Origin of the sequence: Pseudoalteromonas sp. K222D (assembly GCF_017653575.1) — a bacterium.
Lineage (GTDB): Bacteria > Pseudomonadota > Gammaproteobacteria > Enterobacterales > Alteromonadaceae > Pseudoalteromonas > Pseudoalteromonas nigrifaciens.
Genome location: NZ_JAGGDL010000096.1, coordinates 1 through 811, shown reverse-complemented (window position 1 = coordinate 811; position 811 = coordinate 1). Strand labels below are relative to the sequence as shown.

Below are 811 nucleotides of genomic sequence, written 5' to 3'. Positions count from 1 at the left end.
TTTACTGAGGTCTACTGACAGACAAAAAAGTGATCGGCTTGAATGGTATTGAGCGATCGGCATCATGGTATTACGCAGTAGCTATTAGTGCAAGGTAAAGTTAGCCAATAAACTTTGTCGATGCAGATAATATTTTAAGAGTCACTCAAGTTGAAATATAAATAATAAACAAAAAAATAGACAAACCGAAGTTTGTCTATTTTTTAATACATTGTCTGAATTTTAAATATTCAGACACATCAAAATGTTTATGATAAATAAGTTTGCGAATACCCCCCTTGCTTTTACTAAGCTACCGAGTTGCAAAAAAATAAATAAGTTTGCGAACGAACGCCTTTTTTACCCTATTTGGGAACGATTATCGAGTATGGCAATTAGGGCTACAAAACATACATCCATCAACATTTGTATGAATTAGCTTTGCTTTTAATACTGCCGATGAACATGTGCTGTGCATTCCTAGTTCTGTTTTATTCATCGGCATAAAATTACAGCCTTTTTTATGTACTTCATGTTCGCCAGTAGGCTGCGAATTGTTATTTAAATAGTATAGATCCATCTTAAATATCCTTAATTTTAATATATACAAAGTCACTTCATTAAAGCTTAGCTGAAGTGTAGAACTTAAATTAGAAATATCCAGTATGTTTTTTGGGGAGAAAAACTATTAGCCGCTAGTGCATTACTCAACTACTCTTATGAAGCTCACTTACTTGTATACTAATGACTTGATGCTGCGTAATACCATGATGCCGATCGCTCAATACCATTCAAGCCGATCACTTTTTTGTCTGTCAGTAGACCTCAGTAA

At 33.9% G+C, this 811-nt stretch carries 1 protein-coding gene; it reads right to left on the bottom strand.

What is annotated here, in order from left to right:
* Window positions 1-358: 358 nt before the first annotated feature.
* Entirely contained in the window at window positions 359-559 is a 201-nt protein-coding gene (locus J5X91_RS18015; RefSeq protein WP_208835400.1) for a hypothetical protein, read from the bottom strand.
* Window positions 560-811 lie beyond the last annotated feature (252 nt).

What these genes read in the sequence shown, in the direction of transcription:
- J5X91_RS18015 (WP_208835400.1), bottom strand. Translation starts at nt 559, where the DNA reads ATGGATCTATACTATTTAAATAACAATTCGCAGCCTACTGGCGAACAT.